Below are 26,980 nucleotides of genomic sequence, written 5' to 3'. Positions count from 1 at the left end.
TAAAATTTATCTGTTAATTAAGTTGTCAAAGATTTGCATCCAGCGCTTAAGTTGCAGTTCCGTATCCCGAATGCCTTCTTGTGAGTTGAAATCGCCCTTCTGCGGGAAAAACATAACTCGCCACTCTGGGTATTGCACATCATCTACAGCAATGTAAAAACCTGACTCTCTGAAATCATGGGTGCGATCCATTTCCTTATCGATACCTGTTCTTTGTCTCGTAGTAGACAAGTTGTATCGCCATTCTTTGATAGCTGAGAAGGGATAAGTCTTTTGCTTATCGCCTTCTCTGAGATGGACCAATTTTCGCTTCTCATCAAGCCTCATTGCGGTAGGACCAAACTCATGACTCCACATACCGTCTTGCTCGCCAAAATGGTCTCTGGTGCTGGCATTCCACTTTTTGATGCGGAATTTTTTATAAGCAAACATCAAGAGCATGATGCTTGCGAAAACCCATACGATTGCAAGCTGGACCAAACCCTGAACTCCAGAGAAATAGAAAATGACAATCGGAAGTGCAATAGCAATCCATACCCTTTTCATCATAAGAAAGTTTGGCTGTTTTACTTCAGTCATTGCTGTCATAGGTTCTTCCAAGGTTAGTTTCACTGAATCGAAGGCGCACGTATGCATCAGCTTATTCTGCTGATAAATCAGTGTGCTAGGTGGTTTCGTTTGAAGTTACATTACGGCTAGGAAACAGGATCTAGCAAATCATTTATACCGATCGATCGCTTTCTTTTGATAGTCATTGACTATCATGAATAGATAATTGATCAGTAATAACGATCGATCGTTTTTATCTATCAATCTGATTTGAAATGAAAATATTTGTTGTGTTTGGCTTAGGGAATGATTTTAACTATCTGAAAACTAGCCGTTTAAAGAGGTTTAAATTGCGGTTTTCTTGCCGAGTCTTGAGAATTTACCTCAGATATCTTTGGTGCTTCAGAGTTGCCGGTTCGTATTGCTGTATAGATGACATTACTTTTGAGAGGATTGAGTATCGTTGAACTAACAGCTTTTAAACTGGCAACAAGCTCGTCGAGGTAGGGTATCCATTGCAACCAGCGAGATCGGATATGTTCTTTGAAATTTGCCGTAAGGGGTGTTGGTGTAGCTGTGGGAGGAACTTCAATTGGATTCGAAACGTTTTCTTTGTCGGTAATCGATTTCGATTCATGAGCAACAGCCTCTATTGGTTGAGTCACGGTGATTCGCTTACTCATATTTGACCAACTGTATGCCTTACCGAGCTGTGATGCCTTAAAAGCGACTCCCTGATGCTCAAATGAAAAACCGTTCATCTTGCCTGTAGATGCGATGTTTGCTGTCGCTGATATGTTTTGCTTTTGTAATTCATATATGAAGTCTTCGATAGTGATGGTTGGGAAGAAGGTAAGGATCGCATCTACAGCTTCCTGTATCACTTTTTTAGAAGGTTTCTCTCCGGTTCTGTCCTGCATCATCTTTTCGTTACGAGTAAGCTTTCTTTGCTTCTGAGGCGGTTTAGCAGGAGAAGGACCTTTCGTTCTGGTGAGCTGATGATCCCGTTCAAGGTCTGGAATGATTCTGGTGCTAACGAGATTCTCGTTCCTACCCAGGTAAAGTTGGCCACCTACTAAAACGTTTATACGGGAAGCAATGATGTGTATGTGCTGACCAGCTTCATCATTGTGTAGGACATAACAACGAAGATGAGTGTCTGAGAACCCCATTCGCTTCATGTAATCGTCGGCAATGAGCTTCCACTGCTCATTGGTCAATGAATCGCCCTTTGGTAATCGTAGCGAGTTATGCCATACAGGTTTCTCAACATCTTCTCTCAGTTGTAGAGTTCTGGTGAACTCTGCTGTCAACGCCTCCACTGAAATGCCTACCAGGTTTCCTCCTATCACAAGGGGAGCGGTTGAGTGATGAGGGGCAGGGGAAAGAGCATACGAGACGACACCCCGGAAGTTCTTCCCCCTTTTTATTTTATTCATACCCTTCATCTGGGACGATCACTTTTCAACACTCAGCAAAGCATCTCTTACATGCGACAGTTTGGCTTTCAAAGCAGTTAACTCTTGTGAGAGAGGCTGAGCATCTTCCCCTCTGCGGAGAAGGAATGACCCAAGATCGTTGAGTTTTTGTAGTGAAGCCGTTAGTTGTTGCCAAGCTTCTTTGTTGAGTTCAGGAACAGATGGAGGGAGTTGCTGAAGCGCTGAGGATCTCAGCCAACAGCTTTTACTGAGCTGATTTCGTGAACCATTTACTTTGGCAAGTTCTATGTCATTTAGACGAACAGTTATTGTGTGCTTGCGAATACGGTTAGGTGGTAATTTATTGGATTGAATATTATCAGTAAAAGACGAAGGGAATTCATCATCGAATATATTATTAAATTTTTCCATATCAACTCCTTTGATATTTAATTGATAGCAAGTCCGTATGCTATGTATAAATTAATATCATAATATGCAATTGTGTCAATGCTTTAGGTGTTGGTTTTGAACTTGATTTTCCTTTTTCAACCGAAGGGCGGGAAAAGCAAGGCAACTGAGCATCGCTCAGTTAGCCCTTGCTAAAAAAAATTAAATAATTTAATATTTTTATGCTATTGACACCTGAATTATATTTATTAATGTTGATTGTATTAGTTTAATAAAAGGTGGCATGATGAAAATAAAATACATTTTAACTTTTTTAGTTTTGGGGATGTCGAATATTCTAAATTTAATCTATTTGCTAAAAAACCCTGGCTTATTTTCCAATATGTTTAAATACGATTTTCAACCGGCAGTTATGAATGCACAATACGTTTTATCTTCGTTTGTGATATTATGTGATATATTTTTAATTACAACGGCCATTGTCATTTTTATCTTCTTTAGAAATGATTTTCTGGATAGGTGAACCTTTTTTTTCGATTGTGTAAATAATCAAAGCTACAAGCCCTAATATTATTGTTGATTTTTTTGATATTGATACAGAATGAGCTTTAGATGTGAAGTTCTTATCATTATGACTATCTATTTCTTTTTTTCTTTCATCTTTAAACTCTAAAAAAGTAATAATTACTTTGCTAATGCTACACATCATTAATAATAGTTTTGCTGTAAAAACAAATAAACTTGAAAGAGTTTGGTAGTATACGTTTTTTATTAAATCATCGTTGCCCAGGCAAAAGATAGCATATAATGCTGACGTGCCAATTATTGCTATAATAAAATCATTAAAAGCCTTAATTGATTTTTTATTATTTTTATATAAAGCAAATAATATTAAAGATCCTAAGAAAGGAAGAAGCTTAATTGCATTTTCTGCGAGTTTGTTTGGTGTGTATTTTTCAATTAATGGATACTGTTCATAGATTTTTGGAACATAAATTATTGCGAATGATACAATGAATATGCAGGCTATAACTGCCGCTGAAAATAAAACTAAGTCCCGATTTGATTTCCTTGAATCTTGTCCCGCCATTTTCGCCTCCAGTATGAGAGTTTCTAAAAGTCATTTACTTGATGTGATATAATGAAATTCTATTCCATTTGCTTTAAAATTCATTAAAATTCATTAAAATTCATTAAAATTCATTAAAATTCATTAAAATTCATTAAAATTTTTAATGATAATATATGCTTTAAAAAATAAATAAGGCTTATGAGAGAAATGATATCTCAAAGAAAGCTTTACTGCTTTTCTTTACGAAAAAAATATGGAAATGATTTTATCGGATGAATTAGGGTAGTAAGTTAAGCTGTAAGATAATTATCTTACATGGCTATCGCTACCTATTTTATTAATCATATACTGTCCTATAATTAAGAGGCATCAGCCTGAAGTTATCCTGATTTGTTGGATGTCATATAGTCCAACCTAATATTAAAATCCATACTGACATAGATTCCTTTTGTGTTGAAGTGGGAGTTAATCAATGCTTATTCTGTGCTCTTAAAATAAATGTGAGTCATGTCATTTAATAAGAAGTTAATATGGTTTCCTTTATTGCTTTTAACAGGAGGTACACTGCTAAAAATAAACATATTAAGTAGCTTGGTAGGCTTTGAAGAAGTTAATTTATCTAAATTAGCTCTTGATGTCCTTACCAAATTTGATTCATCATTTACCAAGCTGGCGGGAATAAAAAAAGTGGGCTTACATTTTAATTCACCACAAACCATATCAGAGTTAAATCTTACTTGATAATAATCTTTTATTTTATTAAGCCAAGCCTTGCCATGATATATTTTAGGTTCATCAGGAAGGATAGAAATATCCTGCTTTGCTGATATAGGTATAAAAAGATCCTTAATATGAATTTTTCCATCAATTGTTTCTACAAATCGCTCTTCTCCGGCCAAGAAAGCTTCTACCAAACCAGAGAGTCTTTTACGGGAATGTCTTTTCTGATGTGTATCCTCATCCGAGCTTTTTTTTTGATTTCTGTTTGAGGATGATGGGTCCGATTTCTCATTCTCAACATTATCATCTTTTAAAATTTTTCTTCTGCCTGATGAAAGATCAAGTTCAATAACATCATCATTTATATAGGAAAGAGCTTCTGGATCTTTCATTCCTTTTTTACTTTTTCTTAGCTCACGAACAATATTTTCCCCGATTGGACATCCCTGAATATGTTCAGATACAAAAATAAAGTAAGGGTCTCGTTTACGAAACGATTTAGGTTTATCTAAATTTGCACATGTCACCTGAGCATCACATTTGGTATCTGGACATTTGAACATGTGCTTAGAGGTTATAGCCTTGTTAAATGCACGATCAGCATCATCTGCACTGACTAATCTTCTTAACTCTAAGCTAAATGCTTCTTCCAGTTTCATCTTGCCTCTCAATTCCAATTAATTCAATGAGTTAGTCGAACCTTCAAACAGCGACTTTATGCAACCATATCATTAAAAACCTTTTATATAGTAAATTAACTTATTGATCGAGGTAAAATTGATTTACAAGACGTTGCGCAGAATTTATTATCTTTCTATAGGATTTTTCTGTAATTTTTATTGATATGTGCTTTTAAATCAATGGTTTGCGCTGAGGCTGATTGTTTTTTTATTGGGGTGACATTTGTCACTTTTTTAAAAATCTTTGCTTTCTAATAAGTTGCTTTTTTTCAATTCCATATGGGCTATGTTAATGAAAAAAATCATAAGTAAAAACGAATATTCAGAATGGATATTGCGGAACAGTCTCTACTGGATGAGTAATGTCGCCCGCTGGAAGCTTGATGAAGACGATGAGCACTGGCTCGTCTCGTTCGAAGACTGGAACGACGAAGTTGAGTTCGAGTTCGAACGACTACTGAATGACTACAAGCTCAGGGAGAAGCTTCAGGCTCATACCGGACAGGTCAGGAGTTCTATCATCGACAATGTTCTGAGGAGTATTGATTCGAGACTATTTCAATGAATACGATGCCATTCAACTTTGACCGCCTGAGCAATGGCAAAGTCTTCATCAGCAACCTTGCTGGCTTTCACAGCTTCGTCGATAACGAAGAACTACATCTCCTTGCCGATAACAAATTCCCTCCTGAACAAACAACCTCCCGGCTACTTGAAAGCAGATTGTTCATTGCAGACGATGCGAATCAGGCAGTTTCAAAAGCCTCACTGAGTTCTGCCTTTGCCAAGCGACTGATGAACGAACTGGCCGTCAGACCTATTTTCATGATTGTGCCGACTCTCAGGTGCGATCATACATGCAAGTATTGCCAGGTCAGCAGAGCATCGGTCACTGCTGACGGCTATGACCTCAACCCAGAACTGATACCGCAAATCGTCAGCACCATTAAAAAACTGGGCACTTCACCTTACAAGATTGAAGTGCAGGGCGGAGAACCGCTTCTCAGGTTCGATCTCGTCCAGGCAATTTATGAAGAGTGCGATAGTTCATTAGGTAGTGGTGCTTTCGAAATGGTTATTGCTACGAGCCTTTCAATACTCGATGAAAGCATCCTCTCTTGGGTTAAAGAACGGAATATCACCTTTTCTGTCTCTCTTGATGGTAACGAAGCCGTCCATAATAAAAACCGTATCCTCACCGACTCTCAGGCTCACAACAAAGCCGTCACGGGCATTAGAAAAATTACAGAAGAGCTGGGAGCAAACCGGGTAGCTACGGTAACCACAGTTACTAAGGAGCTGACAAAAGAGCCAGCTTCCATAGTTGATGCTCATCTGTCTCTTGGCATCACTGACATGTTTATCCGGCCTGTAAGTCCCTACGGGTTTGCTCAGAAGCAGAGCTTCACTTTTTCAATGCCTGAATATTTTGAGTTCTATAAGAAGTTAATGCAGGAAGTGTTGCTTCAGAATCAGAAAGGCATACCTGTCGTTGAGCACTCAGCCTCTATCCATCTAAAGCGGATTTTTAATCCGGGTTTCAGTGGTTATGCAGATCTGAAATCACCAAGTGGAGTCGTGCTGAACTGCATCCTGTTTAACTATGACGGCAAGGTATACGGCAGCGATGAAAGCCGTATGCTTCAGAAAGTAAATCCCGAAGCAGATTTCAGTGCAGGAGAGTTTGCTTCACTCTCATTCAGTAGCAACGAATACTACCGTTCCGCTCTCTCATCATCATTCAACTTCGCCATGCCAGGTTGTGACACCTGCGCATATCAGCCTTTCTGTGGAGCAGATCCTTGTCAGAACATCAGTGTTCATGGCGAGCCTGTTGGTGACAAGAGTCGGTCAACCTTCTGCCAGTATCATAAAGGGATGTTCCGCTTCCTGCTGAATGAAATCTCTCAGGATGGACCAATGGCTGAGATGCTCAAAAGGTGGGCTTATGTCTGAGGTGCTGAGAAACGATATTTTTCGGTTTTCATCAGACTTACCAGTTCAGCAAGGCTTCTATTGCCTGTGTAAAACCAAGCCCGAGAATCCTCAATTCTATCTGCCAAATTTGCTTGTCACTGCAACACAACTCGATTCCAGACTGCCTGCATATTTTGCAGACTCAATTGTGAGCCAGGAACTTTTCGATTCCATTGAAGATGGTGACATTGGGATCGTCAACAACGGCAACATGCTCCGGGTGATACTGTCCCGTAGAGCAAACCACAACACAGTTCTTGTCACTGAAAGGTGCAACAACAGTTGCCTGTTTTGTTCTCAGCCTCCTAAAGCTGGAAACGATGACTGGCTTCTCAACCAGTCAGCTCTCGCTATCGCTTCCTTCTCTCTGAATGGAGTAGTGGGAGTGAGCGGGGGAGAGCCTTTGCTCTATGGCGAAGACTTCCTGCATTTTCTGGACTTCATCATCGAAAACTCTCCTGACACAGCACTGCATGTTCTAACCAACGGACGGAAGTTTGCGGATGTCAGCTTTACCCAGCAGATGAAGGAAAGAAGCGATAAGATCAAAATCACGTTTGGGATACCGCTTTATTCTTCAAGAGCATCTGTGCACGACTATCTGGTCGGAAGCGAGGGAGCTTTTGATGAAACAGTCAGGGGACTGATCAATGCCGGTAATTCAGGTATCAACATCGAACTGAGAGTCATCCCTACTCAGGCGAACTACACAGATCTTGATGACATAGTAGAGTTTGCTGGTCGTGTGTTCTCGAACATCAATCAGATTTCCCTGATGGGGTTAGAGTCGATTGGATGGGCCCGTAAGAACTGGTCATCAATCTTCATTGAGCACGACAAATACAGCGAACAAATCCTTTCGGCTGTAGACACTGCACACAGGTCAGGAATCCCTCTTACCATCTTCAATTATCCATTATGCCACCTTCCTGAAAGGGCATGGGGTTTTGCTACACAATCCATCTCTGACTGGAAAAATTACTATCCCAAAGAATGTGATGAATGCACTCAGAAGTCTTCCTGTGCTGGTTATTTCAGTTCATCAAAAGGCCGTTTTCATCAACCTCCGAGACCAATAATATGAAAAAGTTTAATTTCGCGGCTCTGCTTCCTGGATTTTTGGCTCTTAATAACTCTGTTTGGGCAAGTGATTCATCTACTGGTGCCAGTGACTTACCTGGTATGACTTTGAACGAACATGATTTGGTGATAGCTCCGCTCAACACCGAAGTGCCGTTCTACATTGCAGGACACAGAAGTCACAGTTCTCACCGTAGCCACAGCTCACACCGTTCCTCATCAGGCGGTGGCTACTATGGTGGAAGCACTCCTTACTATCCCAAAACATACAGCTCGCCTAGCACATCAGACTCATCCAGTTCAGGAACTCGTTCGTCGTCATCCTCCTCTGTCCGTTCACTTCGTTCTAATGACACAGATAGCAGAACCACAACAAATTCAGCAGGGACTACAGGTGCCAACCGCGCAAGTAGTGGGCTGACTTCGGATACAGAAAAACGGAAGCGGTTGATCATGAGAGTGCAGTTCGCCTTACTCGATAAAGGTTTTTACAACGGTAGTATTGACGGTAGCATGGGACCAGCCACAAGGGCAGCAATCAAGAATTATAGGGTTGCGAATGGATTGCCTACTCCAGTAAGAGAAACATTAGACACTCAGCTATTGAACTCCTTAAATATACTGGCCCGATAAGACATTGGGAGTAAATATAATGAAGATAAAACTTTCAATTTATAAAACAAAAAGAATTACTGATGACATTGATCAGGTTTTGAATTTGGAAAAAGTCCAAAAACCTATTGAATTTGATATGGACGATGCAAGAGCATACCTTTATGCAAAGCAGATTTCTGACCCAGTGCTACCTGAATGGACAAGTTTATTTACAAGCCAAAAGAAAGACATAAAACCCGATTTTTTTGGTATGAATAGTAGCACTGGAGCAGTACTGGTAGTTGAGGTTGATAACTCAAGGTATCTTATTCCGTTTGGAACTGGTCATCACTTAATTAATGATAGTGGCATTGTCAAAGGTTTTGGACTGAAAACAACCCTTAAATGTATTGAGCATAAAAAAATCCGTAGCCTGGATAAAGGTAGTCATAACGAAACCAATCTTCTAACTCGTAGTCAGAGTAGTAAAGAAGTCGATATATATAATCTTAAAATTGATTCTGAGATGGATATTCTCACGACCCTCACGGGCACTTCCACTGAAGATGTTTTAGGGAATAAAATAACAGGGAAAGATTCTTTTGTAATTGTGCCAGACATTGACTTGAAAACCATTCCTGAATTATTAATAAAAATAGACTCTATTTATAAATTACCCCTTCCTGAAGAATTCGAATGGGTTAACAATATCAAAGAAGCTGATGAAGCTGAAGTTGAAATATTGGATTCGCTTTTGATCGATTTGATAAATCAAAGAGACTTCAGTGACATATGGATAGGTGAGCCAGAAATTGTGGATTGGGAAAATCAAATAGGATATTGTTTCGAGAGAAAGCAAAGAAGCATTATTTATGAAAGCTTGTCAATCGATCACATATGTGAATATTTTGATGGCAAAAATGCGGATGTTACTGTTGATGAACTTAAAAGAAGTTGCTTGCATGTTTTAAATGCCGATTATGAAACGATAAAGAAATGGTCTTTGTATAGATGCATTTATGCTGAAATAAAAGAAGGCGATCAAAACTACATTCTGCGAGACTCCATATGGTATGTGGCCGATAGAAAATTCGTAACAACCATTGATGATGAGATGAAAAAGATTCTGCATTATGAGGAGTCTGATAAGTTTCCGGTATACTCCTATAAAAGAGAAGAAGATTACAATAAAAATGTTTGTCTTGGTGACAAATCATTTACACACATGGATCAAAAATTTATTCATCATGGTGGTGGGAAAAGTAAAATTGAATTTTGCGACCTTATAAAAGGTGCATCAGATTTTATTCATGTGAAGTATTATAGTGGCTCACAAAGTATGAGCCATCTTTTCTCACAAGGATTTGTCGGTTCTGAACTTTTCATAAGCGATTCAGAGTTTCGAGGAAAACTTAATGAGAAACTTCCCGTTCATATAAAATTAGCTGATCATATAATACGGCCTGATGCTAAAAACTATAAATTAGTATTCGCTATAGCTACGAACAAAAAAATCCCTGAAGATCTGCCTCTGTTTTCAAAAATAAATTTAAAAAACTTTCATAAGAGCATTAGCAACTTTGGATACGAAGTTAGGATTTGCAAAATAGCAGTAGATCCCAATATTTACAAAAAAAAGTTATGTAAGCCACAAAAGAACAAGACCTAAGATAATTTATCAATGTCAGATATCTTGGTAAGTTCACTAAGATAATCTTGTTTATTCCTAAGAAGCCAATGGAAAACCTTGGGGTTTTCGAGTATTTTTTTTATGTGAGAGATAACAATCGTTAGCTTCAGACTATTGGAACCGTAGTTTTCTTTTATCTTTTCTGTATCGAAATGGACCTGAGCCATCTCTTTCTCAAGCCTTTCAATTGCTTTTCTATTACCAGATCTCTCATCAATGTTAGGTTTACCTTTGTCGTTTAAAAGCTCAGGTGATGAACTGTGATAAAGCGATTGAGCAAAAATCTTTGAATAATTATCAAATTTTATCATTAGGTTTGCACATTCAATTTGCCTAAAAGGAATCATTCTTTTTAAGATCATAAATGTGTTCTTAGGTATATCTCTATCATTAAATAATTCTATAACCTCAGGGCATATGCCTTTAAGAACTGATAGGTTACTTTTTAATGAATCGGAACTTATATTCAAAGCTGAACAAAGCATGTCTTCAGGAACACCTACTCTAACAGCTTCTTTTAACATTCTTTGAATTTGAATTATTGTTATTCTATTGACTTTTTTGTTGGGCGTATAAGTGTCGTAAACAGTTGAAACGAGACAAGCAACTCTTTCTTCTCCAATATCTTTTAATGCCTCAACTCTCAGATGACCATCGAGGATTTTTGCAGTGCCATCAGCCCCATCAATGTAAATCAGTATAGGTTCGACTAATCCAAGTGCAGATATCGTGCTCTTTATTTGAATGTATTTTTGGCTACTTTTATAGTTGGTAGGAGGTTTTTTTGTATAAATAAGATCAGATAATTTAAAGCTGACTGTTTTTTCATTAAAGCAGTATTTAATCATTTTAACCTCAGCAAGAAGTATTTTTCATAATAACCTTTACTACTCCATTTAAATTCTCTTCATTTAAAATTTTACTAAACTCTTCGCTTTCAGATAACTCTTTAAATATTTGACTGGCTATGAGTAAGTTTCTCTCGACATATTCAGCTTTGTTTTTTATTTTTCTGTGCTGTGAAATGTTATCTTGGTATAACTGTTTAAGTTCATCAGTAGTGAGTTTTTTCTTTTTCTTTGCAACTCCGAAACTATTGTTCAGAAAGCCTTTTAAACCTTCATCTCGGGAATCCAATATATCTCTTATTTTACCAACATCTTTATGCTTTATTAAACCTTCATCAAAAGCTTTAATTAGTAATTCTTGCCCACCTTCGAAGTCCACTCTGGCAATTTCAACTGCAAGTGAGATTGGAATGCTTCCTGATTCTACAGCAGATAATAGTTTGTTTTCTCCTTTGCTAATTAGCATAGTCAGGCTGGTAATCCAGTGCAATGATAGGCCAGTAGAATAGGATATTTCTTTGTTAGATAAACCTTGATCATTCATTTCTTTTATTCGTTGGAACTGCTCGCCCGCTCTTGGTATTACACGAGCCATATTTTCAACCAAACTCATTATGTATGCTTTGTTTTCATCAATGTCCAGTATGAAAGCAGGTATTAGCTCTTCTCCCAAAGCTGAGAGTGATTCAAGTCTACCCTGACCACAAATCAAGGCAAATTCGTATTTTCTATCCGCAATTCTTCTTACTGTTATTGGTTTTCTTAATCCACTTGTATCAATACTATCTGTTATCTCAGCATGTTTAAACTTGTTCCGGGAACGAGGAATTACAACTTTTATTTTTGATATTTCAAGCATGTGAATTTGGTCGTCGTTCATTTAGGCTACCTCCATTTCCGTAGTTGAAAGCATATCAAAGAAGGTCCTGATGTTATCAAATCTATACATCTCAAATAGAAGGTTATTATTCTCTTTTAGACTCAGTTTATTTTCAAAACTTTCAAGCGAAGGCAGGATGTAATAATCTACAGGTTCGGTATTAAGACTGTTCATTCTTGCAATCACACTAACTTCAGGATTTATCCCCCTGTCTAATCTAACAATCCATCTATATTTTCCAGTTCCCATTTTTCTACATCGAGAAAGTATTATGGTAAAGGTTAAGCTTTTGTTTATGGTGATTAGTTTATTATCTAATATAGATATTTCGCTGTTATTAATTTCTTGGTGTATTTTATTTATAATATGGTCATGTTTAATACGTAGGGATGAGTTTATTTCTAAATAACGGTAATCTCGTTCGGGTGTGTAATTTATCAGCTTATATGCAGGTAGAAGTCCTCCAAAGCGGCTTGCTACTACACTGCTTGATGGACCATTATCCTCTTCATCTATGATAAAACCTGATATTTTTCCATGAGTCGAAAGGATCTTTTTTAAAAATTCAAGAATCTCTTCATTGCTCATTTTTATTGAGCGGTTATTAATAATCTCTTTCGCTAACCTGAATTTTTCTTCTGAAATTATGGGTTTAAAAAAGGTATTATACTCAATCCAATCTTCTTCAGGATTTTGAACTCTTTTAGTTTTCAGTTTCTGAGATGTTCGATTATATGTATACTTACCAGTATAGCGATTGTTTATAAGCACAGAATGTATCCGGCTTCGTGTCCAATCCGATTTGTCGCTGTATTTATATCCTTCTTGGTTTAGTTTTGAAGCAATGAGATACTCATTCAATCCTTCAAAAATAAACATGTTAAATATTTTCTTTACTAAGTCCGTTTCTTTTTTACTTCCTGGCACTAAGACTATCCTATCTGTTTGCAGACTCTTTCTCTCACCATTGTTGAGTATCATTTTCGCTTTGTTATTATTATCAAGTAACTTTCTTTTAAGTCCGTATCCAGGCACTCCACCTTGATAGTATCCTCGCTTAACAAGATTTACATGTCCGGCAAATACTTTGATTGAAAGGTTTTTACTAAAGGCTCCCGCAGCATACATAAGTGATGAAAGTATGAACGTCTCAGTATCACTATTCGCAGGAAGATTTTCAGCACAGTAGATGACATCTACCTTATTCATTTTTAATAAATATTTATAGTAAATGCCTTCTTGTGGATCTTTAAAGCGACCAAAACGACTTACATCATATACAAGCACAGCATCAATATTGATTTCCTTAGTGAGTATGTCGTTGATTAACTTATTAAAATCATGCCTTCCTGACGTGGATACACCGCTTTTTCCTGCATCATCATAAGTATGCAAGATTTCCATATTGTTGTCGTCAGCATACTTTTTTATGAACTGAGCTTGGTTATCTAACGAAAATTCCTGAAGATTTGTAGACATCCGTAGATATTGGGCTACTTTAACCTTCTGTTTTTTCTCATTTTTATTATCCATTGCAGTGCCTTAGTGCAACTGTGGAAAACCAATCTGTATAAAAATTGATCAATTTCGTTCTAGTTGCAACCTTTTTTGGCATTAATTTATTAGGTTTGTTTTTTAGCTACAAAACAAAACCGCTTTTGAAGATTCATTGTTATGAACCAGGGGGAGAGGATGGTTGAGTGATAAGAATGAAATGAAAATCTTGTAACATAAGGATGGTTTAACTTATTGATTTGCAAGGTTATTTTGATGATTTATAAACATCGATTTTTGAAATATGTCATTAATAACCATCATCGTTTTTGCCACGATTATGCTTAATGGATGTATGTATTAAGGTAATTATTTATTTTACAAAGGGGAGATTTGAATTCTTGATAGATATTCGCATCCCCATTGAGTTATCGATTATAAATATTAAATACGTATAGTTTGCTACTCATTTTTCTGATTGTTGAACAGAGTAGGAAAAAGGTGTCTGTGCTTCTTCTTTACAAGCTTCCAGATAGTCAGCCCACCATTGCAACATAAGTTTCCGTTCTTCCAAATGCTCCGCTTTGTGTATGTAAGCAGCCCGGACACTGTTGCGTTCCTGGTGGCTCATTTGTCTTTCCACAGCATCTCTCGACCATAATCCCGATTCGATTAAGGCACTACATGCCATAGTCCTGAAACCATGCCCGCAGACTTCTACTTTCGTATCGTAACCCATCGCCCTAAGTGCTTTGTTGACAGTATTTTCACTGATAGGTTTGTCATCCCCGGTAAAACCAATGAACATAAGTTCTTTGTTACCACTGATCGTATGAAGCTCTTCCATAAGTGCTTTGGCTTGTGAGCTTAATGGAACCAAATGAGGCATTTTCATCTTTGCCCCTCTTGCAGAATATTTTACCCCTTCCATAGGTTGTCGCTTTCCGGGGATAGTCCACAGTGAATTTTTGAGATCGACTTCTGACCAGCGAGCAAATCGCAGTTCACTCGAACGGACAAAAGTCAGGAGTGTTAACTGCACTGCAATTTGGGTAATGCCTCTTCCTTTATATGCTTCCAAACGATTCATAAGCTCTGGCAATCGTTCCAGAGAAAGGGCAGGGCGATGAACACTTTTAGTGGAAACAACAGCACCAGCGAGGTCGTTTGCAGGATTCTGTTCAATCAAAGCATTGTGAACGGCATACCTCATTACCGCCGTAATGCGCTGTTGTAAGCGGGAAGCCAGTTCATGGTGTCCTGAAGCTTCTGCTTTTTTCAAAGGAACCAACAAATCACGAGTTTTTAGCTCGCTGATATTACGTTTGCCGATGACAGGGAACACATGGGAAACAAGGCTGTTCAATACGGTAGTTCTATGACTGTCTGACCAGGTTCTGTTACTGGTATGCCATTCTCTGGCAACTTGCTCAAATGTTAGCAAGCCTTTGCTCTCAATCTTTTGTGCTTTTCGCTTTTCACTTGGGTCTACATGGTTTGCAACGAGCTGACGGGCTTCATCTCTTCTTCGTCTGGCTTCTGACAATGAAACCTCTGGATAAACACCCAGCGCGAGAATTTTCTGTTTACCAGCGAAGCGATACTGAAAACGCCAGTATTTGGAACCACTTGTGGTGATCAACAGGTGCATACCATTACCGTCGGTCATCTTGACAGGTTTATCAGAAGGCTTTGTATTTCTTACTTTTAGCTCTGTGAGTGCCATACTAAAAACCCTCAGATGATGGTATCTGCAATATCGAACTTAACATACCAACATATGTACCAACTAAACAGAGTGGATTTTGAAATACAGCGGTAAACGTTAATGGGCTATTAACGAGAGGTAAGTGTTTGAAGTTAAAGAGTTGACTAGACTTTGAAATACTTTGGTGGGCTAACATTTGGTGTCCCCTGCAGGAATCGAACCTGCAACTAGCCCTTAGGAGGGGCTCGTTATATCCATTTAACTAAGGAGACAGCGGCGGGGAGTATAGCGCGTTTTTATCTTCAGATTAACCACTTACCCGATTGACTGCTGGTTTTATCCACAATCGGCTGGTGCTTTTAAGATTTAGACTGTGTTTTGTCCTGCGCTGGCGTCAGTGGCTGTGACATATTTGCAATCTGATCGGGCATTATTGCGCTGGATCAATATCGGCGATCTGACAGAGGAATAGTGTAATGCGAAGTGAATCAACTTCTCATTTATTACCTGAAAGAGGTATGCCCATGTCCCTGAAACTGTCACTTGCCATTATCATGCTGGTCTGGTTGGGTTACGTCGCGTTTGCCAGCACGTTCTATATGCACACCTTCTCGCTGTTCAGCTGAGGCAATAACGGCAGCGTCTTTGTTAAGGCAGCTGCCGTTTTTGTTTAGCTTTCTGAAGAGTCTTTTTCGCCCTGTCGGCGCTTTTTCTGCTGTTTTTTAGCCGCTTCAGCCTTCGCCTTGTTACTCATATCGTTACGAATCTGCGCGTGGCTGATTAAGGCAAAAATAAAGGTTCCGCCGATGATATTGCCCGCCAGCGTTGGCAGTGCAAACGGCCAGATAAATTCCTGCCAGCTAACCACACCGTTAAACACCAGATAAAGCACTTCAACCGAGCCCACCACGATATGGGCCAGATCGCCCAGCGCCACCAGCCAGGTCATTAAAACAATCACCCAGATTTTTGCCGCACCGGCAGAAGGGAACATCCAAACCATAGTGGCAATAATCCAACCCGAAACGACAGCGTTAGCGAACATCTCTGCGGGCGTATTGACCATCACTTTTTGGCTGATAGCGACGAAGGCTTCCCGCGTGGCGTCATCAAAAATGGGCATATGCGTAAAGGCCAGCGAAGCCATTGCTGTGCCAACCAGATTGCCCGCCAGCACAATGCCCCATAAACGCAGCAACAGCAGCATATTGCTCCCGGTCGGTTTATGCATGATGGGCAACACGGCCGTAACGGTGTTTTCTGTGAATAACTGCTGTCGGGCCATAATCACAATAATAAAACCGAAGGTATATCCCAGATTTTCCAGCAAAAAAGCGCCCGGGACTCCCTCCAGATGGGTTTGAAAGATACCTTTCGCCATCAATGATGCACCCATTGACAGTCCGGCAGCGATGGCGGAAAACAGCAGCGCCATGCTGTCACGTTCAAGCTCTTTTTCGCCATCCTGACGAATATGCTCATGAATCGCCGCTGCGCGTGAAGGCAAAGCCTCCTCATCGACTTCAATCTCTTGTCCTGTTTCACTTTCATCACTTTCGACTTCTACTTCATCTTCATTTTTGTTTTTCATGTTTGCGGCTCCTGATGCCCCAGAGGAGAGATCCTGTGTTAAGCGTAGCGGGATTTTGCCAATGCTGAAATGTAACGAAGGTTGAAGAGAAGGGTAACAAGCTTTTAACGAAGCGGTTTTTTTCAGCGAATTTGCAGCGAAAAAGCACATAATGACATCGATCCACGCGCCGGGAGGAAGGCTGCAGGCTGCGATGACCGGAGTTCCTGTGGTACTATTTCACTCCTTTTTAACAAGCGCGATATAAATTAATGCTCCAGGCCTGCAATCTTACCTGCGTACGTGATGAGCGCACGCTATTTAGCGATCTCAGTTTTGCTGTTTCTGCGGGCGACATTGTTCAGATTGAGGGCGCAAACGGGACGGGAAAAACGTCGTTGTTGCGTATTCTTGCGGGCCTGAGCCAGTCCGAACAGGGTGAAGTGATGTGGCATCAGCAGCCCATTCGTCAGCAGCGGGAAAATTATCACGCCGGGCTGCTCTACCTTGGCCATCAGCCAGGAGTAAAAGCGCGGTTAACGCCTCAGGAAAATTTGCAGTTCTTTCATGCTTCCTGCTCGCAGGATGCTGTGTGGAACGCGTTGGAAGAAGTGGATTTGATGGGATTTGAAGAAGTGGCTACGGCTCAGCTCTCTGCCGGACAGCAGCGCCGCGTTGCGCTTGCCAGACTGTGGTTAACGCAGGCGCCATTATGGATTCTGGATGAGCCGCTGACCGCCATTGATAAATCAGGCGTGGCGACGTTAATGACCTTATTTACCCGTCATGCAGACAGCGGGGGAGCGGTCATTCTGACCACTCATCAGGAACTACCTGTAGCAGAGAACCCGATTCGCAAAATTCGTCTGACCTCGTCGGAGCTGAGCTGATGTTCTGGCGTGTAGTGAAGCGTGAATTGCGTATTGCCTCGCAAAGCGGAGCAGAAATCATTAATCCGCTGTGGTTTTTCCTTATAGTTATCACGCTTTTCCCCCTGGGGATTGGACCTGAACCTCAGCTGCTGGCGCGGATTGCGCCGGGCATTGTGTGGGTTGCCGCGCTGCTTTCCTCCTTGCTGGCGCTGGAGCGACTGTTCCGCGACGATTTTTTGGATGGTTCACTCGAACAGCTTCTGCTGTTGCCGACCCCACTGCCGGTAACGGTGCTGGGAAAAGTGACCGCTCACTGGGTGATCACCGGATTGCCGTTGCTGCTGCTTTCTCCGCTGGCGGCGCTGCTGCTGTCGTTGGACTTTGCCAGCTGGCGTGCGATGGCGCTTTCGCTGCTGCTGGGAACGCCAACGTTGAGTTTATTGGGTGCCATTGGCGTGGGGCTGACGGTCGGCCTGCGCCGTGGTGGTGTTTTGCTGAGTTTACTGGTGCTGCCGCTTGCCGTGCCGGTACTGATTTTTGCTACAGCGGCCATAGACGCCGCGAGCATGGGATTACCGATTAAAGGTTATCTGGCTATTTTAGGTGCATTACTTGCAGGCAGCATAACGCTGGCGCCTTTCGCTACTGCCGCCGCATTGCGGGTTAGCGTGCATTAACGTATTTAAATTTTGAACACCAGAACGCATTTTCTTTTTATGTGAGCAAAATAATAATGTGGAAATGGATACACCAGCTGGGTAAGCCGGAGCGGCTCTACTCATTATGCGGTCGGCTCTTGCCCTGGTTTGCAATCGCCGCCACCGCAACGCTGTTATTGGGGTGGATTTGGGGGTTCGGCTTCGCGCCTGCCGACTATCAGCAAGGTAACAGCTATCGCATCATGTATATTCACGTGCCTGCTGCCATGTGGTCGATGGGTATCTATTCGATGATGGCAATCGCGGCGTTTACCGGTCTGGTCTGGCAATGGAAAACCGCCGATCTGGCAGCAGCCGCAATGGCTCCCGTTGGCGCAGTCTTCACGTTTATTGCGCTGATCACCGGGTCTGCCTGGGGCAAGCCGATGTGGGGAACCTGGTGGATCTGGGATGCCCGGCTGACCTCCGAGCTGGTGCTTTTATTCCTCTACATGGGCGTTATTGCGCTTTATAACGCCTTCGACGATCGCCGGATGGCGGGCCGCGCTGCCGGGATCCTGATACTGGTTGGCGTGGTAAACCTGCCGATCATTCACTACTCGGTACAGTGGTGGAACACGTTGCATCAGGGCTCCTCCGGTATGCTGCAACAGGCTATCGCACCGGAAATGCGTACACCGCTGCGCTGGTCAATTCTGGGTTACTGGCTGCTGTTCATCACGCTTACGCTGATGCGCCTGCGTAACCTGATCCTGTTTACCGAACGTCATCGTCCCTGGGTAGCATCCGTTGCAGCAAAAGGAGCGCGTAAATGACGCCCGCATTCTCTTCCTGGCAGGCCTTTTTCGCGATGGGCGGCTATGCCTTTTATGTCTGGCTGGCTGTCGCCTGTACGCTCATTGCACTCGGCGTGCTGGTACTGCACACCGTTATTCAGCGCCAGCGTTTGCTGACTGATATACGCCAGCGGCAGTCACGCGAACGTCGTATGCACGCGGCAAAAATAAAAAACGCGGCAGGAGAGCAACCGTGAACACCCGTCGTAAAAATCGTCTGATCCTGATTATCGCTGTGCTGGTCGGCCTGGGTCTGGCTACTTCATTAGTGATGTACGCGTTACGTTCAAATATCGATCTGTTTTATACCCCAAGTGAAATTCTCAATGGCAAAGGGGAAGATCATGAAAAACCGGTGGCGGGCCAACGCCTGCGCGTAGGCGGTATGGTGTTGCCTGGCAGCGTCAGGCGAGATCCGCAAACCTTGCAGGTCTTTTTTAAGCTGTATGACGGTAACGGCACGATCAGCGTGAGCTATCTTGGCATTCTCCCCGATCTGTTCCGGGAAGGGCAGGGCGTTGTCGCGCAGGGCGTGCTGGAAGAGGGGAACCTGATCAAGGCGAAAGAGGTGCTGGCGAAGCATGACGAAAAATATACCCCGCCGGAAATCGAGGATGCAATGAAGAAGAATCACCGTGGACCGGCATCAAACTATCAGAACGCGCAGCCAGGAGGCTCGTCATGATGCCTGAAATCGGCAGTTTTCTGCTTTGTCTCGGCCTTGCGCTGGCGCTGTTGCTTAGCATTTATCCTTTATGGGGGGCATCTCGCCAGGATCCACGGCTGATGGGCCTGGCCCGACCGCTCAGCTATGCCCTGTTTGCCTGTATTCTGGGAGCGTTTTCCCTCCTGGTTCACGCCTTTATTGTGAACGATTTCAGCGTTGCTTACGTAGTGACAAACTCCAACACGCTGCTGCCGGTTTACTACCGTATTGCGGCTACCTGGGGCGCGCATGAAGGCTCGCTGCTGCTGTGGCTGCTGTTGCTCAGCACCTGGACGCTGGCGGTAGCGCTGTTCAGCCGCGGCATGCCGCTGGATGCGATTGCCCGCGTACTGGCCGTGATGGGGATGATAAATCTTGGCTTCCTGCTGTTTATTACGCTGACTTCTAATCCTTTTACCCGAACGCTGCCCGACTTCCCCATTGACGGCAACGATCTGAACCCGATGCTGCAGGATATCGGGCTGATCTTCCACCCACCGCTGTTATATATGGGTTATGTGGGCTTCTCGGTGGCGTTTGCTTTTGCTATTGCGTCGTTAATGGCCGGCAGGCTGGATACCGCCTGGGCTCGCTGGTCACGCCCCTGGACCACGGCCGCATGGGTCTTTCTGACTATCGGCATTGTGCTCGGCTCCGCCTGGGCCTATTACGAACTTGGCTGGGGCGGCTGGTGGTTCTGGGATCCGGTTGAGAACGCCTCTTTTATGCCGTGGCTGGCAGGTACCGCGCTGATCCACTCTCTGGCGGTCACCGAAAAACGTGGGACGTTCAAAGCCTGGACGGTGCTGCTGGCGATTACCGCTTTTTCTCTTAGCCTGCTGGGTACCTTCCTGGTGCGATCCGGCGTATTGGTTTCGGTGCACTCTTTTGCCTCCGATCCGGCTCGCGGCATGTTTATCCTTGCTTTCCTGGTGATCGTGATCGGCAGCTCGCTGTTGCTCTATGCCATTAAAGGCAGCAAGGTGCGCGGGCGGGTGCAAAACGAGATTTGGTCACGAGAATCTTTCCTGCTCGGCAATAATATTTTGCTGATCGCCGCCATGCTGGTCGTGCTGCTGGGTACGCTGCTGCCACTGGTGCATAAACAGCTTGGGCTTGGCAGCATTTCAATTGGCGAACCTTTCTTTAATACGCTGTTCACCTGGCTGATGGCACCGCTGGCGCTGCTGCTGGGCGTGGGGCCGCTGGTTCGCTGGCGTCGCGACGAGCCGCAAAAGCTGTGGAAGCGGCTGGCGCTGGCGCTGGTGGGTACGCTGGTGCTTTCCGTCGCGGTGCCCTGGCTGATGCAGGATCGTATTGAGGCGATGACCGTCGTTGGCCTGCTGATGGCGATTTGGGTCATCTTCCTGACGTTGATGGAACTGCATGAGCGCGCAACGCATCGTCACCGTTTTTTCACCGGCTTGCGCCATCTGTCACGTAGTCACTGGGGCATGGTGCTCGGCCATCTGGGGGTTGCCGTCACCGTAATTGGTATTGCCTTCAGCCAGAATTACAGCGTCGAGCGCGACGTGCGTATGCGCGCGGGAGACACGGTAGACATTCACAACTATCACTTCACCTTCCGCGACGTGCACAACTTGCAGGGAGCGAACTATACGGGGGGCGTCGCCATTATCGACGTCACACGTAACGGCAAGCAGGAAGCAACATTGCATGCGGAGAAACGCTACTACAGCGTGGCGCACACCATGATGACGGAAGCCGCCATCAACGGTGGTTTCACTCGCGACCTTTACGCTGCGCTTGGTGAAGAGCTGGATGATCATTCCTGGGCGGTGCGGATTTACTACAAACCTTTTGTGCGCTGGATTTGGTTTGGCGGCGTGTTTATGGCGGCAGGCGGCATATTTTGTCTGCTCGATCCGCGCTATCGCTCGCGTAAGAAAGCGCAAAAGGAGCTGGCATGAATAAGAAAATACTGTATATCCCGCTGGTTCTGTTTTTGCTGCTGGCGGCCGCGTTGATGTGGCAGCTGAGCCGAAATGCAAACGGCGACGACCCCACTCGCCTGGAGTCCGCGCTGGTGGGCAAGCCGGTTCCGCTGTTCAAATTGGAATCGCTCGACCAGCCTGGAAAAACGTATGACCAGTCGGTGCTGACGGACGGTAAGCCGATTTTGCTGAACGTTTGGGCGACCTGGTGTCCCACCTGCCGGGCTGAACACCAGTATCTCAATTCCCTGGCGGTGCAGGGAATTCGGGTTGTCGGCCTGAATTATAAAGATGACCGCAGCAAGGCGATCGGCTGGCTGAATTCGCTGGGCAATCCTTATGCATTGAGTCTGTATGACGGCGACGGTATGCTGGGGCTTGATTTGGGCGTGTATGGCGCACCAGAAACGTTTTTAATCGATGGTAAAGGGATTATCCGCTATCGCCATGCCGGGGACATGAATGACCGGGTATGGAATACCGAAGTGAAGCCATTATGGGATAAATACAGCAAGGAGGCAGGAACATGAAACACTGCATGATACTGGCGGTGGCGCTGATGATCTCTTTCAGCACGCTGGCAGACAATATTGATACCTATAAATTTTCTTCTGTCGATCAGGAGCAGCAGTACCGGCATCTGACCGAGTCTTTACGTTGTCCAAAATGCCAGAACAACAGCATCGCCGATTCGAATGCCATGATCGCGGGCGATATGCGCCTGAAAGTGTATGAGCTGCTGCAAAGCGGCCAGACGCCGGAACAGGTGAAAGCCTATATGGTGGCCCGCTACGGTAATTTTGTCAGCTATGCGCCGCCCGTGATGGCTTCAACCCTGATCCTTTGGGCTGGCCCGGTACTGTTTGTTCTTATCGGTGGGCTGGTGATTGTATTACGCAGTCGGAAAAAACGGCAGACCGGCAGTGAGCTGGATGCTGAACAGCAGGCGCGGCTGGACGAGCTTTTAAAAAATAACAGGAAGCAACCATGAGTGGATTTTGGTTCACCCTTCTGGCATTGCTGGTCGCCGCGAGCGCGCTGCTGCTGATTGCGGGTGGACGCAGGCAGCAATCCGTTACCGCCGATCGCGATACGCTGAATAAAACTTTTTATCATCAGCGTCTGAAAGAGCTTGAACTGGATGAGCAGCAGGGCGTGGTAGCCGAACGCCCGGAAATGGTGCTTGAACTGCAACAGACGCTGCTGTGGGATATTCCACAGGATGAACAGCTCCGCGAGCGCACGGTCAGCCGCTGGGTATTAGTGCCGGGCGTACTGGTTATTGTCCTGGTCAGCCTGGGCTTTTATTTCAAAACCGGTGGTTTTGCTCAGGTAATGGCATGGCAGCAGGTCAATAATGAGCTTCCTGCGCTGCGTGCGCAGCTGATGGATGCTAATGCCAAACCGCTAAGCACGGAGCAGCTGGCTCGTCTGGGGCTGGGGATCCGTACTTCGCTGCAAAACGATCCGCGCAACGTTGATGACTGGCTAATGCTGGGACGAATTGGCATGGTGTTAAATAACGCCACCACTGCGACGCAGGCTTTTCAGCGCGCGATGCAGCTGGCGCCTGACAATCCCGAAGTAAAATTAAGCTATGCCGATGTTCTGACGCGTTCACCGGATCCTGAAAACAATCGTCAGGCTGCGACCATGCTGAACGAGATGATAAAAACCGACGGCAACAATCTTCGGGTTCTCAGCCTGTTGGCATTTAATGCTTTTAGCCAACAGCACTACGCTGAAGCGATAGCGAGCTGGCAAAAGATGTTACAATTGTTACCTGCTGACGATCGCCGGGTCTTGATGATTCAACGCAGTATTGAGCAGGCCAAAACCGATTCCGGCAAGCAAAACAGCCATCTGGCTTTAACCGTTACGCTGGCACCGGGCGCAGAAAAAATGTTACCCGAGAGCGGAGTGTTGTATATTTCCGTTGCCGATGGCACTTCACCGGTTCCGGTGGCGGTAAAAAAACTGCCGTTAAGCCATTTTCCACTATCGCTGACGCTTGATGACAGCAATGCCATGATGCCGGAGCGTTTACTCTCTGCACAGCGTCAGGTTCAGGTTCGCGTACGCATCTCGCGTGATGGCAGCGCTAATCCACAGGCGGGTGACTGGTTTGGTACGAGTGCGCTTACGCCTTTCGATGGTCATCAACAGCTGGCCGTTGAGATTAATCAACGGCAGCCGTAGCGGCAGTTATACATTTCACTACAGGGAGACAGATATGAGCTACCGCGTGATGGGCGTTGCGCTGGCAAGCGTATTGCTGATCGGGTGTGCCAGTTCGCCGACGGATGAACCTCAGGAGCGGTCCGATCCGCTGGAAGGCTTCAACCGATCGATGTTCAACTTCAACTACAACGTGCTGGACCCTTACGTCGTCCGCCCTGTAGCTGTTGCCTGGCGTGATTATGTGCCAATGCCTGCCCGTAGCGGCCTGAGCAATTTTCTCGGCAACCTGAGCGAACCTTCAACCATGGTGAACTACTTTGTTGAGGGCAAACCTTATAAAGCGATGATTCACTTCAACCGCTTCTTCCTGAATACCATTTTGGGAATGGGTGGATTTATCGACGTAGCCGGCATGGCGAATCCGAAACTGGCGAAGGAAGAACCGCGCCGCTTCGGCAGCACGCTGGGTAATTACGGCGTGGGATACGGCACGTATGTCGAGCTACCGGGTTACGGCAGCTTTACGCCGCGTGAAGATGTTGGCGGCATGGTGGACGATCTCTACGCGCCACTGGGCTGGCTGACCTGGTGGATGACTGCGGGTAAATGGGCGCTGGAAGGTGTTGAAACCCGTGCGCAGCTGCTCGACTCCGACGCGATTTTGCGCAACTCTGGCGACCCTTACGCCTTTGTGCGGGCAGCTTATTTCCAGCGTCACGATTTCCTTGCCAGCGATGGCAAGCTAATCCCGCAGGAAAATCCAAACGCCGCGGCGATTCAGGGCGATCTCAACGACATCGACGCGAACTAAAGCATTCAGCACAAAAAAGGCCTGTCTTGCGACAGGCCTTTTGACTGCTGACAAACCTGAAGCGAGGGGAGCTTACGCCCGTAGCAAAGCATCACGGGCCATGGACGGCCCGTGTTGAGCTGCCACGGATGGCGCTTTTTGCGTCTTTGCGGAGGGGGTATGCTCCCTGAGCCTGCACTTTGTCAACAACCTTAAGGCCCGTCTTGCGACAGGCCTTTTGACGATGAGTCAGGCAATCAGAACTTGTAGTTAAAGCTCGCGCCATATAGCCAGGCTTTGCCGGTAGAGCGGAACGTATAGGGGCCTTCGTTCACCTCAACGTGCTGACCGTGCATATATGAAACGCCCACGTCGACGGAAGCATCCTGGTTAAACGCGTAGGAGGCGCCGGTGCTCAGCCACAGACGATCCTGATCGGGAATGGAAATTGAACGCTGGTCGGCCGGGACCGGGCTGTCATCAAAGGCGATACCGCCACGGAAAGTCCAGTTATCATCATAGAAATAGGATGTTCCCAGCGCGATGCGGTACGCATCTTTATAGCTTTCGTCTTTATAGAACAGCGTCTGGCCGCTGCTGCCGGTCGCTTTCAGCTCCTGGAACTGGCTCCAGCTGGTGTAGGTCAGGCTGTAATGCACCGCCCACTGTGGCGCGACTTTGTGATAGCCGGACAGTTCCCACATTTCAGGCAGATTCAGCGTCAACGAGCCTGGAATGGTTGAACCGCTGGTACCGTATGGCAGACCAAAAGCCTGGGCTTGCGGCAGCGAATTGATATAGCCAGGAACCGAACTTTTATATGCGCCATCGAAATCGACTTTGACTTCTGAACGATAGGTAAAGCCGAAGCGGTTATTCTGATCCACCTCATACAAAATACCGGCATTCCAGCCGTAGCCCCATTCATTGCCTTTCAGATGCGCAATCTGAGTATCGGCCGGGAAACCTAAAGCAGCGCCGGCTTCACCCGCGTAGCGCTCAATTTTAGCGCGGGCGTAAACGGCATCAAAGCCCACGCCAAAACTAAAATTCTCATTAAGTCGATAAGCGGTGCTTAAATTAAAGTTTACCGTTTGAAGATCGGTTTTTCCGCCATAAGGGCCGGCGGTGTAGTCATTATTAAACTCGGTCGCCAGGCCATAATTAGAGTTGGCGGAAGCACCCAGCCACCAGCGATCGTTAAGCGGCTGGACATAATGAATATTCGGCACCCATTCCGTAGGCGCAATATTATTTGCATGCAGGCTCTGGCCGGTTGAACTTGAACCGTCAACCGCCACATCCGGGTCGATAAATACGGTACCGATGGAAAACATCGGGCGATCCATTAATGCCATTGTTGCCGGGTTGCGGCTGGCGGAGGCAGCGGTATCGCCCATCGCGCCTTCGCCTGAATAGGCGCGGCCCAGACCGATTGCGGAAAATTCATTAAGTTGAAAGCCGGCTGCAAAAGCGTTTGAAGAAACAATGGCCACTGCGGCTGCGAGCGCAGACTTCGCAAACAGGTTTTTATGGTTCATGACCACAACCTCATTATTTGATTATTATTCAACAGGTTAATTTTATAACCCCTGTCGGTACTCATTGGATCTGAATAACCGCTAACTTATCAGACCAGTGCCCCAGTATAGGTCTCACTCGCACTGATGTTGCAATATTGTTTTATAGTTTTTTCCATAATGATCCACAAAAAGGGATCTGCTTAACAAAAAACGTCTTGCTATGTTTTAGCGCAGCGGAGTTTAACTTGTTTAAGATCAAATTTAACCCTGATATTCACGACTTAGCGTGCTTTCTTCAGCGGATTGCCAGACAAGAAAAAAACCACGGCGTAAACTGCTGGCAATGTTTTAACTTCATGCCGTTACTGGCCTCCCGGAGAATCCTATGACTCATGCCATAAAAAAATGCAGCGCTAATGAAACCGCTGCCTGCTGCTGTGTGGACGTTGGAACCATTATGGACAATACCGACTGCACCGCATCGTGGAGTCAGCTGTATGAAACTCGGCAGCAGGCAGAAGCCGCTCTGCAACAGCTGACCGGGAAAGCGCGTCAGATAGAGTCTGAACCCTGCCAGATTGACGCACGGTTTAGCGACCAGCCCAGCGGCGTACAGCTGGATGTCGATTTCACCTTTAGCTGCCAGGCTGAGACGATGATTTTCCAGCTCGGTCTGCGCTAAGTTCTTCTCTTTGCAGTGAGCGAGTCTCTCTCGCTCACTGTGCGCTTAAGCGTGTCTTCCTTCGCAATTTTCCTTTCTTAACGCG

Annotated in this window: 27 protein-coding genes and 1 tRNA gene; 16 read left to right on the top strand and 12 right to left on the bottom strand. The window is 44.7% G+C overall.

Features of this window, described 5'->3' with window-relative positions:
- Positions 1-6: 6 nt before the first annotated feature.
- The 5 genes from EHV07_RS16235 to EHV07_RS16215 form a co-directional block, all read right to left on the bottom strand.
- Positions 7-588: a DUF4755 domain-containing protein gene (locus tag EHV07_RS16235; protein WP_254446259.1), complete on the bottom strand. Its 582-nt coding sequence runs from the start codon at positions 586-588 to the stop codon at positions 7-9.
- Positions 589-884: 296 nt separating this feature from the next.
- Positions 885-1,997: a relaxase/mobilization nuclease domain-containing protein gene (locus EHV07_RS16230; RefSeq protein WP_254446258.1), complete on the bottom strand. Its 1,113-nt coding sequence runs from the start codon at positions 1,995-1,997 to the stop codon at positions 885-887.
- A 9-nt stretch (positions 1,998-2,006) separates the two neighbouring features.
- On the bottom strand, positions 2,007-2,399 hold the full coding sequence (locus EHV07_RS16225) for a hypothetical protein (protein WP_147199039.1): 393 nt from the start codon (positions 2,397-2,399) through the stop codon (positions 2,007-2,009).
- Positions 2,400-2,841: 442 nt separating this feature from the next.
- Positions 2,842-3,468, bottom strand: coding sequence for a hypothetical protein (locus EHV07_RS16220; protein ID WP_147199038.1), 627 nt, complete (start codon positions 3,466-3,468; stop codon positions 2,842-2,844).
- A gap of 458 nt (positions 3,469-3,926) precedes the next feature.
- Complete coding sequence (locus EHV07_RS16215) at positions 3,927-4,829, bottom strand: hypothetical protein (protein ID WP_147199037.1); 903 nt, start codon at positions 4,827-4,829, stop codon at positions 3,927-3,929.
- A 307-nt stretch (positions 4,830-5,136) separates the two neighbouring features.
- Between EHV07_RS16215 and hxsD the strand changes: the two genes are divergently transcribed.
- Genes hxsD through EHV07_RS16190 form a run of 5 tightly spaced genes read left to right on the top strand, consistent with a single transcriptional unit; the run spans position 5,137 to position 10,170 of the window.
- Positions 5,137-5,415 (top strand): His-Xaa-Ser system protein HxsD, encoded by a 279-nt coding sequence (gene hxsD / locus EHV07_RS16210; protein ID WP_168199642.1) that lies wholly within the window; start codon positions 5,137-5,139, stop codon positions 5,413-5,415.
- Complete coding sequence (hxsB, locus tag EHV07_RS16205; RefSeq protein WP_147199035.1) at positions 5,412-6,806, top strand: His-Xaa-Ser system radical SAM maturase HxsB; 1,395 nt, start codon at positions 5,412-5,414, stop codon at positions 6,804-6,806. The genes hxsD and hxsB overlap by 4 nt, the downstream gene beginning before the upstream one ends.
- Complete coding sequence (gene hxsC, locus EHV07_RS16200) at positions 6,799-7,911, top strand: His-Xaa-Ser system radical SAM maturase HxsC (protein WP_147199034.1); 1,113 nt, start codon at positions 6,799-6,801, stop codon at positions 7,909-7,911. The genes hxsB and hxsC overlap by 8 nt, the downstream gene beginning before the upstream one ends.
- Positions 7,908-8,540 carry a His-Xaa-Ser repeat protein HxsA gene (gene hxsA, locus EHV07_RS16195; protein ID WP_147200650.1) on the top strand — a complete coding sequence of 211 codons (633 nt, stop codon included), beginning with the start codon at positions 7,908-7,910 and terminating at the stop codon, positions 8,538-8,540. The genes hxsC and hxsA overlap by 4 nt, the downstream gene beginning before the upstream one ends.
- Positions 8,541-8,559: 19 nt before the next feature.
- Positions 8,560-10,170, top strand: a complete 1,611-nt coding sequence (locus tag EHV07_RS16190; RefSeq protein WP_147199033.1) for a TIGR04141 family sporadically distributed protein — start codon at positions 8,560-8,562, stop codon at positions 10,168-10,170.
- On the opposite strand, the gene EHV07_RS16185 is transcribed toward EHV07_RS16190, so the two are convergent.
- From EHV07_RS16185 to EHV07_RS16160, 6 genes are all read right to left on the bottom strand, one after another.
- Positions 10,167-11,039 carry a plasmid partitioning protein RepB C-terminal domain-containing protein gene (locus tag EHV07_RS16185; RefSeq protein WP_147199032.1) on the bottom strand — a complete coding sequence of 291 codons (873 nt, stop codon included), beginning with the start codon at positions 11,037-11,039 and terminating at the stop codon, positions 10,167-10,169. The two genes, EHV07_RS16190 and EHV07_RS16185, sit on opposite strands and share 4 nt — an antisense overlap.
- A 7-nt stretch (positions 11,040-11,046) precedes the next feature.
- Positions 11,047-11,919 (bottom strand): ParB/RepB/Spo0J family partition protein, encoded by an 873-nt coding sequence (locus EHV07_RS16180; RefSeq protein WP_147199031.1) that lies wholly within the window; start codon positions 11,917-11,919, stop codon positions 11,047-11,049.
- A complete protein-coding gene (locus tag EHV07_RS16175) occupies positions 11,920-13,452 on the bottom strand; it encodes a recombinase family protein (protein WP_147199030.1) in 1,533 nt (510 codons plus the stop codon). It lies immediately after the preceding gene.
- A 427-nt stretch (positions 13,453-13,879) separates the two neighbouring features.
- Positions 13,880-15,139, bottom strand: a complete 1,260-nt coding sequence (locus EHV07_RS16170) for an integrase arm-type DNA-binding domain-containing protein (protein ID WP_147199029.1) — start codon at positions 15,137-15,139, stop codon at positions 13,880-13,882.
- A gap of 179 nt (positions 15,140-15,318) precedes the next feature.
- Positions 15,319-15,393, bottom strand: a tRNA-Arg gene (locus EHV07_RS16165).
- 398 nt (positions 15,394-15,791) lie between these two features.
- On the bottom strand, positions 15,792-16,712 hold the full coding sequence (locus EHV07_RS16160; RefSeq protein ID WP_147199028.1) for a formate/nitrite transporter family protein: 921 nt from the start codon (positions 16,710-16,712) through the stop codon (positions 15,792-15,794).
- 251 nt (positions 16,713-16,963) lie between these two features.
- On the opposite strand from EHV07_RS16160, the gene ccmA reads away from it, so the two are divergent.
- From ccmA to mlaA, 10 genes are read left to right on the top strand one after another with little or no spacing between them, the layout of a single operon-like run.
- A complete protein-coding gene (gene ccmA / locus EHV07_RS16155; RefSeq protein WP_147199027.1) occupies positions 16,964-17,581 on the top strand; it encodes a cytochrome c biogenesis heme-transporting ATPase CcmA in 618 nt (205 codons plus the stop codon).
- Entirely contained in the window at positions 17,581-18,240 is a 660-nt protein-coding gene (gene ccmB / locus EHV07_RS16150) for a heme exporter protein CcmB (RefSeq protein WP_147199026.1), read from the top strand. The genes ccmA and ccmB overlap by 1 nt, the downstream gene beginning before the upstream one ends.
- A 56-nt stretch (positions 18,241-18,296) precedes the next feature.
- Positions 18,297-19,037: a heme ABC transporter permease gene (locus EHV07_RS16145; protein WP_147199025.1), complete on the top strand. Its 741-nt coding sequence runs from the start codon at positions 18,297-18,299 to the stop codon at positions 19,035-19,037.
- On the top strand, positions 19,034-19,255 hold the full coding sequence (gene ccmD / locus EHV07_RS16140; RefSeq protein ID WP_147199024.1) for a heme exporter protein CcmD: 222 nt from the start codon (positions 19,034-19,036) through the stop codon (positions 19,253-19,255). Before EHV07_RS16145 ends, ccmD begins: the two co-directional genes overlap by 4 nt.
- Positions 19,252-19,743: a cytochrome c maturation protein CcmE gene (gene ccmE / locus EHV07_RS16135; RefSeq protein ID WP_147199023.1), complete on the top strand. Its 492-nt coding sequence runs from the start codon at positions 19,252-19,254 to the stop codon at positions 19,741-19,743. Before ccmD ends, ccmE begins: the two co-directional genes overlap by 4 nt.
- The gene (locus EHV07_RS16130) at positions 19,740-21,695 is read left to right on the top strand and encodes a heme lyase CcmF/NrfE family subunit (RefSeq protein WP_147199022.1); all 1,956 of its coding nucleotides are present in this window, start codon (positions 19,740-19,742) and stop codon (positions 21,693-21,695) included. Before ccmE ends, EHV07_RS16130 begins: the two co-directional genes overlap by 4 nt.
- A complete protein-coding gene (locus EHV07_RS16125) occupies positions 21,692-22,249 on the top strand; it encodes a DsbE family thiol:disulfide interchange protein (RefSeq protein WP_147199021.1) in 558 nt (185 codons plus the stop codon). Before EHV07_RS16130 ends, EHV07_RS16125 begins: the two co-directional genes overlap by 4 nt.
- Complete coding sequence (locus EHV07_RS16120; RefSeq protein ID WP_147199020.1) at positions 22,246-22,710, top strand: cytochrome c-type biogenesis protein; 465 nt, start codon at positions 22,246-22,248, stop codon at positions 22,708-22,710. The genes EHV07_RS16125 and EHV07_RS16120 overlap by 4 nt, the downstream gene beginning before the upstream one ends.
- The gene (gene ccmI, locus EHV07_RS16115; protein WP_147199019.1) at positions 22,707-23,918 is read left to right on the top strand and encodes a c-type cytochrome biogenesis protein CcmI; all 1,212 of its coding nucleotides are present in this window, start codon (positions 22,707-22,709) and stop codon (positions 23,916-23,918) included. The genes EHV07_RS16120 and ccmI overlap by 4 nt, the downstream gene beginning before the upstream one ends.
- A gap of 34 nt (positions 23,919-23,952) precedes the next feature.
- Positions 23,953-24,711: a phospholipid-binding lipoprotein MlaA gene (gene mlaA / locus EHV07_RS16110; RefSeq protein ID WP_147199018.1), complete on the top strand. Its 759-nt coding sequence runs from the start codon at positions 23,953-23,955 to the stop codon at positions 24,709-24,711.
- Positions 24,712-24,947: 236 nt separating this feature from the next.
- On the opposite strand, the gene fadL is transcribed toward mlaA, so the two are convergent.
- Positions 24,948-26,231, bottom strand: coding sequence for a long-chain fatty acid transporter FadL (gene fadL / locus EHV07_RS16105; RefSeq protein ID WP_147199017.1), 1,284 nt, complete (start codon positions 26,229-26,231; stop codon positions 24,948-24,950).
- Between the two features lie 367 nt (positions 26,232-26,598).
- On the opposite strand from fadL, the gene EHV07_RS16100 reads away from it, so the two are divergent.
- Entirely contained in the window at positions 26,599-26,895 is a 297-nt protein-coding gene (locus EHV07_RS16100) for a YfcZ/YiiS family protein (protein ID WP_147199016.1), read from the top strand.
- The last annotated feature ends 85 nt before the right edge of the window (positions 26,896-26,980 follow it).

Origin of the sequence: Pantoea sp. CCBC3-3-1 (genome assembly GCF_007981265.1) — a bacterium.
GTDB lineage: Bacteria > Pseudomonadota > Gammaproteobacteria > Enterobacterales > Enterobacteriaceae > Erwinia.
The sequence above is the reverse complement of the archived record's forward strand: the minus strand, read 5'-3'. Positions and strand labels throughout refer to the sequence as shown.

Bases quoted from the DNA above. Each gene is read 5' to 3' on its own strand.
- EHV07_RS16235 (WP_254446259.1), bottom strand. From the start codon at position 588: ATGACAGCAATGACTGAAGTAAAACAGCCAAACTTTCTTATGATGAAA.
- EHV07_RS16230 (WP_254446258.1), bottom strand. From the start codon at position 1,997: ATGAAGGGTATGAATAAAATAAAAAGGGGGAAGAACTTCCGGGGTGTC.
- EHV07_RS16225 (WP_147199039.1), bottom strand. From the start codon at position 2,399: ATGGAAAAATTTAATAATATATTCGATGATGAATTCCCTTCGTCTTTT.
- EHV07_RS16220 (WP_147199038.1), bottom strand. From the start codon at position 3,468: ATGGCGGGACAAGATTCAAGGAAATCAAATCGGGACTTAGTTTTATTT.
- EHV07_RS16215 (WP_147199037.1), bottom strand. From the start codon at position 4,829: ATGAAACTGGAAGAAGCATTTAGCTTAGAGTTAAGAAGATTAGTCAGT.
- hxsD (WP_168199642.1), top strand. From the start codon at position 5,137: ATGTTAATGAAAAAAATCATAAGTAAAAACGAATATTCAGAATGGATA.
- hxsB (WP_147199035.1), top strand. From the start codon at position 5,412: ATGAATACGATGCCATTCAACTTTGACCGCCTGAGCAATGGCAAAGTC.
- hxsC (WP_147199034.1), top strand. From the start codon at position 6,799: ATGTCTGAGGTGCTGAGAAACGATATTTTTCGGTTTTCATCAGACTTA.
- hxsA (WP_147200650.1), top strand. From the start codon at position 7,908: ATGAAAAAGTTTAATTTCGCGGCTCTGCTTCCTGGATTTTTGGCTCTT.
- EHV07_RS16190 (WP_147199033.1), top strand. From the start codon at position 8,560: ATGAAGATAAAACTTTCAATTTATAAAACAAAAAGAATTACTGATGAC.
- EHV07_RS16185 (WP_147199032.1), bottom strand. From the start codon at position 11,039: ATGATTAAATACTGCTTTAATGAAAAAACAGTCAGCTTTAAATTATCT.
- EHV07_RS16180 (WP_147199031.1), bottom strand. From the start codon at position 11,919: ATGAACGACGACCAAATTCACATGCTTGAAATATCAAAAATAAAAGTT.
- EHV07_RS16175 (WP_147199030.1), bottom strand. From the start codon at position 13,452: ATGGATAATAAAAATGAGAAAAAACAGAAGGTTAAAGTAGCCCAATAT.
- EHV07_RS16170 (WP_147199029.1), bottom strand. From the start codon at position 15,139: ATGGCACTCACAGAGCTAAAAGTAAGAAATACAAAGCCTTCTGATAAA.
- EHV07_RS16160 (WP_147199028.1), bottom strand. From the start codon at position 16,712: ATGAAAAACAAAAATGAAGATGAAGTAGAAGTCGAAAGTGATGAAAGT.
- ccmA (WP_147199027.1), top strand. From the start codon at position 16,964: ATGCTCCAGGCCTGCAATCTTACCTGCGTACGTGATGAGCGCACGCTA.
- ccmB (WP_147199026.1), top strand. From the start codon at position 17,581: ATGTTCTGGCGTGTAGTGAAGCGTGAATTGCGTATTGCCTCGCAAAGC.
- EHV07_RS16145 (WP_147199025.1), top strand. From the start codon at position 18,297: ATGTGGAAATGGATACACCAGCTGGGTAAGCCGGAGCGGCTCTACTCA.
- ccmD (WP_147199024.1), top strand. From the start codon at position 19,034: ATGACGCCCGCATTCTCTTCCTGGCAGGCCTTTTTCGCGATGGGCGGC.
- EHV07_RS16130 (WP_147199022.1), top strand. From the start codon at position 19,740: ATGATGCCTGAAATCGGCAGTTTTCTGCTTTGTCTCGGCCTTGCGCTG.
- EHV07_RS16125 (WP_147199021.1), top strand. From the start codon at position 21,692: ATGAATAAGAAAATACTGTATATCCCGCTGGTTCTGTTTTTGCTGCTG.
- EHV07_RS16120 (WP_147199020.1), top strand. From the start codon at position 22,246: ATGAAACACTGCATGATACTGGCGGTGGCGCTGATGATCTCTTTCAGC.
- ccmI (WP_147199019.1), top strand. From the start codon at position 22,707: ATGAGTGGATTTTGGTTCACCCTTCTGGCATTGCTGGTCGCCGCGAGC.
- mlaA (WP_147199018.1), top strand. From the start codon at position 23,953: ATGAGCTACCGCGTGATGGGCGTTGCGCTGGCAAGCGTATTGCTGATC.
- fadL (WP_147199017.1), bottom strand. From the start codon at position 26,231: ATGAACCATAAAAACCTGTTTGCGAAGTCTGCGCTCGCAGCCGCAGTG.
- EHV07_RS16100 (WP_147199016.1), top strand. From the start codon at position 26,599: ATGACTCATGCCATAAAAAAATGCAGCGCTAATGAAACCGCTGCCTGC.